Genomic DNA, 6,368 nt, shown 5'->3' on the forward strand with positions numbered 1-6,368 from the left:
CGGGCGAGGTCGGTCAACTGGCGGGTGGACCAGGGGAGGTTGACGGGCTCGGCGGTGCCCCAGCCTGTCGGGGGCGCTCCGGTGAGCCTTCGCCAGGCGGCTTCCAGGGAGCGGCCGAGAACGAGCTGTTCGTCGGCTGGCTGCTCGGTTCGGAACGCGACGATCAGTTGGCGTTCGTCGGTCGGTGTGATCGTGGTGAAGGCCTCGGCCATGGCCGCCTGGCCGTCTGCGGTGCGGGCGGGGGCGAAGGTGCCGTCCTGCCAGCGCAGGACGGTGCCTGTCAGGCCGTCGTAGTAGCCGTCGGTGGGGTCCTGGATGATCCAGCGGTTCGGGTTTCTGGCCAGGGTGGTGCGGGCGGGTGCGCTCAGCCGGACATGGGGCGGGGTGACGATCTGCAGGCTGAGAGCACTCTGAGTGGTGGTGCGCAGCACGTCGGAGAGCCACGTGGTCAGGGCGAGGACCGGCCGGTCGTGCAGGACGACGGCGGCCGAGTCGGTGAGGACATCCACCGTTGGCCGGCCGGGGGCGGGGAGCGCGGTCAAGTCGGTGGTGGGAGGGACGACGTCTGTGGTGGCCGCTTCGGGTGGCCAGGTGGCGCCGCCGAGCAGGAGGGTCAGCCGCCCGCAGACGGAGCCCGCGAGGTGTTCCGCCTCGGGGGCGGATGTGGTGGCGCGGGCTTCGGTCCACCAGAAGGGGACGTCAGGCGCAGGCACTTGGTCGCCGAGCAGGCGCTGCGCCTCACCGGGTACCTGGACGAGGACGGGCGCCTCGACGGAGACGAGAGGGCGCCCCCCGGTGCCGCAGAGCTGGATGACCGCGTCGTCGGCGGCGGCGGTCAGTTCCGCGTCGGGGCCGGCCGCGCCCAGGCCGGCCATCACGGTCCAGGTGTCGGGCATCTTGGGGGTGAGGGCGATGACGTCCTTGGTCACTGGGGGACCCTTTCTGTTGCGGGCCCTGTTACAGGGTTCGTTGTTGGATGCCGGTGAGAGCCGGGGTGACGGCCGTCTTTGGTCGCTCTTGCAGGGCCCCCGTGACACTGCCGCCCCCGGTTCTTCCGGAGCTGTCGACCGGCAACAGAGGGACGCGCCGCAGAGCGCCAGTCAGTGACCGCCCGGGGTTCAGCTTCGTCACCGGCCTTTCGCTGATCGGCGCGAGGAGAGCTGTGACACTGCCCCAAAGCGAGTACTACGTCGGGATCGACTGGGCGTCGAACGAGCACGCGGTGTGCGTTCTGAATGAGGACGGACGGACACGTTGTGCCTTCACGGTCCCGCACACTGCGGCGGGTTTCGCCGAACTGGTGCGCCGACTGGCCAAGTTCGGTGACGCCGAGAGCACACCGGTGGCGATCGAGCGCCCCGACGGGCGGCTGGTGGACCTGCTGCTGGAGGCCGGGCATCCGGTGGTGCCGGTGAAGCCCAACGCCATCAAGGCCTGGCGGGACGCCGAGGTGCTGTCGGGCGCCAAGTCGGATCCGGGCGACGCCATGGTGATCGCCGAGTACCTGCGGCTGCGGCACCACAAGCTGAGCCAGGCACGTCCGCTCAGCAACCAGACCAAGGCGCTGCGCACCGTGGTGCGCACCCGTGACGACGTGGTGCGGCTGCGGGTCATGGCCACCAACATGCTCTCCGCCCTGCTGGACTCCTTCTGGCCCGGCGCAAAGGCGCTGTTCGCGGATGTCGAGTCGCCCATCGCGCTGGACTTCCTCGCCCGCTACCCCACCCCCGCCTCCGCTCTGGGCGAGAAGCGCATGGCCGCGTTCTGCGTCAAGCACCACTACTGCGGCCGCCGCAGCCCCGCCCAGCTCGTCGAACGCTTGCGGTCGGCCCCCGCGGGCGTGATGGACCCCGACCACGGCGAGGCCGGCCGCGACGCCGTGATCGCCCTGGTCGCGGTGCTGCGCGCGCTGGGCACGGTCAAGAAGGACCTGGACCGCTCCGTGGCCGCGCATCTCGCCCAGCATCCCGATGGGCACATCTTCACCTCGCTGCCCAGGGCGGGGCTGGTCAACGCCGCCCAGATCCTGGCCGAATGGGGTGACTCCCGCGCTGCCTACGCCGACGCGGACGCGATCGCGGCGTTCGCAGGCGTGGCCCCGGTCACCAGGGCTTCTGGACGCATGCGCGGGGTCTCCTTCCGCTGGGCCTGCAACAAACGCCTGCGGAGCGCCTTGACGACCTTCGCGGGCAACAGTCGCCACAGCAGCCCCTGGGCCGCCGACGTCTATCAGCGAGCCCGTGCACGTGGCATGGACCATCCCCATGCGGTCCGTGTCCTGGCCCGCGCCTGGATCCGCGTGATTCACCGGTGCTGGCTCACCAACGAGCCCTACCAGCCTGACCGGCACGGCGGACTGCAACGTCTTTCCGCCCCGCCAGCGACGCTTCAAGCGGTGTGAGGTTGACACAGGGGGTGTCACGGGTGCTCGTTGTCTGCCGGCAGATCGGCCTTGTGCGTATCGGCGAGCGCGGTCTGGATGAGCTGGTGGCGGCGGCCGCGGCGGATGAGGGTGCCGCGTCCGGGGGGTTGGGTGGAGGCGTAGAGGCCGGGGAAGAGCTGGCCTTCGGTGCGGTCGCCGGTCATGAGGAGGGCGGTGGTGCCGGTTTCGCGCAGGGTGGTGAGGAAGGGTTCGTACAGGGCGCGGGAGGCTCCTGCGGCGCGGCGGGTGACGATGAAGTGCAGGCCGATGTCCTGGGCGGAGGAGATGTAGGGCAGGAAGGGGGCCAGGGGTTGTTGGCCGGCGGTGGTGAGGATGTCGTAGTCGTCGACGAGGATGACGATGCGCGGGCCGGTGAAGGCGGGGCCGTCGGTGATCGCGTCGGGGTCGGCGGTCTCGGGCAGGCGCTTTTCCAGTTCGCTCGCGATGCCGCCTGCCAGGGCGGTGGCGAGTTTGGTGTTGTGGGCGTAGCCGCCGCGGTAGGGCTCGGGGACGATGCCGCGCAGGCCGCGGCGTGGGTCGAAGACGCCGAAGACCAGGTCCTTGTCGCTGTGGCGGTCGATGAGCTGCCGGGTGATCAGCTTCAGCAGGTTGGTCTTGCCGCATTCGTTGTCGCCGAGGACCAGGAGGTGCTGGTCCTGTCCGGCCAGGTCCAGGAGGGCGGGGGCCAGGTTGTCCTGGTCGACGCCGAGGGGGATGCGTGTGGGTTCGGCGGCGGGCGAGGGCAGCTTGCTGGCGGGCAGGGCGGTGGGCAACACCCGTACGGGGGCGGCGAGTTCGCCGGACCAGCTGGCCCGCAGCGTGCAGGCGGCGCGTTCCAGGGCGGGGCCCAGGTCGCCGGTGGTCGGTTGGCCGTCGATGCGGGGCAGGGCGGTGTGGGCGAAGAGTTTGGCGTCGGTCAGGATGCGGCCGGGGGTGTCGGCGCTCAGGGTCTCGGACAGTTTGCGGTCGACGCTGGAGTCGGAGGGGTCGTTGAGGCGCAGTTCGATGCGGGTGCCGAACATGGATTGGGTGGCGATGCGGACGTCGTTCCAGCGGAGCATGCCCGCCACGAGGTGGATGCCGTAGCCGCTGCCGCGCTTGAGGAGGTCCGTGACGGTGTCGTCGAGGTCGGCGAACTCGTCGCGCAGGGCGCCGAATCCGTCGATGAGCAGCACGATGTCGGTGGAGCCGAGTTCGGACAGGCGGCCCCGGGCGCGCAGGTGGCGCAGCTGGTCGACGGAGTCGATGCCATGCTCGCGGAAGAGGTTCTCGCGCAGGGCGAGTTGGGCGCGGACCTCTGCGACGGTGCGGGCGGCGCGTTCGTGGTCGGCGCGGCCCGCGATGCCGCCCACGTGCGGCAGCCCTGAGAGTGCGGTCAGGCCGCCGCCGACCAGGTCCAGGCCGTAGAGGGCAGCCTGGTGGGGGGTGTGGGTCAGGGCCAGGGAGAGGGCGAGGGTGCGCAGCAGGGTGGTTTTGCCGGACTGGGGGCCGCCGATGACGGCGGCGTGTCCGCCGGCCACGGTCAGGTCCAGGGTCCAGGGCTTTTGCCACTGCTTGGCCGGGTCGTCGAGGACGCCCAGAGGCAGCTGCATGGGGCCCGCGCTGGTGGCCAGGTGCAGGCCGCGCTCGGAGGCTTGCACGGGTCCGGCGGCGGCATCGAGGGTGATCGTGTCGGGCAGCGGCGGCAGCCAGATGCGCCGCACGGGCGGGGCGGCGGCGCACAGTTGGTCGACCAGGGTGGTCAGGACGGTGGGGCCGGTCTCCCGCTCGCGCATGGAGGGTTGTTCCGAGGCGCCGGTGGTGGGGTCCTGGCCGGTGTTGAAGGTGGGATAGGCCCAGGCGAGAGGTTCGGCGTCGGTCTGGTCGTGCAGGGTGGGGCCGCGGTGGGCGCCGGAGACGTAGCCCGCCTTGAAGCGATCGTAGGTGGAGGTGTCGACCTTGAGGTAGCCGAAGCCGGGCAACGGCGGCAGCTGGAAGGCGTCGGTGGTGTCCAGGACGGTGCGGGACTCGTCGGCGGAGAAGGTGCGCAGGCCCAGGCGGTAGGAGAGGTAGGTCTCCAGGCCCTTGAGCTTGCCGCCCTCGATGCGCTGACTGGACAACAGCAGATGTACGCCGATCGAGCGGCCGATGCGGCCGATGGACAGGAACAGGTCGATGAAGTCGGGCTTGGCGGTGAGGAGTTCGCCGAATTCGTCGATGACGACGAACAGGTGCGGCAGGGCCTCCAGCTCGAGTTCGGGCTGCTTGTCGCGCAGGGCGGCGTAGTGGCCGATGTCGGCGATGTTCCCGGCGTCCTTGAGGACCTGCTGGCGGCGCTTGACCTCCCCGGCCAGGCTGGTGTGGACGCGCTCGACGAGACCGGCCTGGTTCTCCAGGTTGGTGATGACACCGGCGACGTGCGGCAGTTCGGTGAAGGGGGCGAAGGTGGCGCCGCCCTTGTAGTCGACCAGCACGAGCGCCAGGTCCTCGGGGGAGTGGGTGGCGGCCAGCGCCAGGACCAGGGTGCGCAGCAGCTCGCTCTTGCCCGAGCCGGTCGCGCCGACACACAGGCCGTGCGGTCCCATGCCCAGTTCGGAGGATTCCTTGAGGTCCAACAGGACTGGTTCGTGGCGGTCGTTGAGCCCGATGGGCACCCGCAGGAAGTCGCGCTCGCCGCGCGGCGCCCACTGCTTGTCGAGGTCGAGAGCGGCAGGGTCGTCGATGCTCAGGAGGGCGGGGAAGTCGACGGGGCCGGAGATGGGGGTGCCCTCGGCCGCGGACTCGGCGGACAGCCGCAGGGGGGCGAGCATGCGGGCCAGGCCCTCCGCCCCCGCGATGCTGACCGCGTCCGCAGTGCCGTGGCCGGGCAGCGCGTCGGGGGCACGCAGATCTTCGACGCTCACCTGGTCGCCGTCGACAGTGATCCGGACGCTCACCTGGTCCGGTTCGTGCACCTGCTGTTCGAGCAGGTGGAGCACGGTCACGCCCATGCCGGTGAGGTCGACGGCGGTGTCGGGGCGGGGGAGTTCGGTGGCGGTGCTGCCGTGGCAGTCGCTGACGACCAAGAGCCGGTCGTTCATCCGCAGCGCGTTGCGGTCGGACAGACCGCGGCGTACTTCGGCGGCGTAGGAGGAGCGGCGCCGCAGATCCGGGGCGCACTGCCGAGCCAGTTGCTCGATGCTTGGTGCGATGCGCCGGGCTGCGACCGGCCCGTCGTCCTGCTGGGCGTCGAGGACGTGGGGCAGCCACTTCGCCCACTCCCACGCGTCCAGGCGTTCGCCGGGGACGCCGAGGGCGATGGCGACGTCGTCGGGGGCGTGCGTCACGGCGGTCTGGATCAGCAGGGCGCGGGCGACGCGCAGTACGTCGTCGCGTTCGCCGATGATGCTGACGTTGCCCGCGCGGTCCAGCGGCGCCCTCAGCGGGAAGTCGGTGGCGGTGGTGAAGCGGTGCTGCAGGGCACGCGCTTCGTTCAGCATGAAGGGGTCGGGCGGGGTCAGCACGCCGCTGCCCTGGTTCTGGCCGATGGTCAGGGCCTGTACGGGTACGTCGCCGGTGCCCAGCCGCACGCGCAGGAAGTCCGCGTCCAGACGGCGCCGCTCCCACAGCCGGGCCGGGTCGCGCACCAGGTCGTACAAAGCTGTCGGAGGCGCATTGAGGACCCGGGCCTGGCTCCGCAACTCCCGCTCGATGGCACCCAGTTCCTCGCGCTGTTCCTCGACGTACTCGAGATAGCGCTCGCGCTGCATGCGCCGGGTGCGCTGGGCCTTGCCGCGCTGGGACAGGAAGAGGGCGACCGCGCCGAGCAGGGCGAAGACCAGGACGATCGCGCCGACGGCGGCGAACTGGCTGTTGCGGATGACGGTCATCATGACGACCGAGCCCATGACGCCGGCCATCGGGAGCAGGGCGGTGGCGGCGTTGCCCATCTTGCCCTCGGGCAGATTCGGGGGCGGCTCGATGGTGC

At 71.1% G+C, this 6,368-nt stretch carries 3 protein-coding genes; 1 reads left to right on the forward strand and 2 read right to left on the reverse strand.

What is annotated here, in order from left to right:
* On the reverse strand, positions 1-929 hold a 929-nt coding region (locus E2651_RS40005; protein WP_135336190.1), incomplete at its 3' end, for a DUF6177 family protein.
* A 233-nt stretch (positions 930-1,162) separates the two neighbouring features.
* On the opposite strand from E2651_RS40005, the gene E2651_RS40010 reads away from it, so the two are divergent.
* A complete protein-coding gene (locus E2651_RS40010) occupies positions 1,163-2,401 on the forward strand; it encodes an IS110 family transposase (RefSeq protein WP_135336191.1) in 1,239 nt (412 codons plus the stop codon).
* Between the two features lie 17 nt (positions 2,402-2,418).
* On the opposite strand, the gene eccCa is transcribed toward E2651_RS40010, so the two are convergent.
* Positions 2,419-6,368: type VII secretion protein EccCa (gene eccCa / locus E2651_RS40015; protein WP_135336192.1), on the reverse strand; the 3,950-nt coding region annotated here is incomplete at its 5' end.

The organism is Streptomyces sp. MZ04 (assembly GCF_004684775.1).
Taxonomy (GTDB): Bacteria; Actinomycetota; Actinomycetes; order Streptomycetales; family Streptomycetaceae; genus Streptomyces.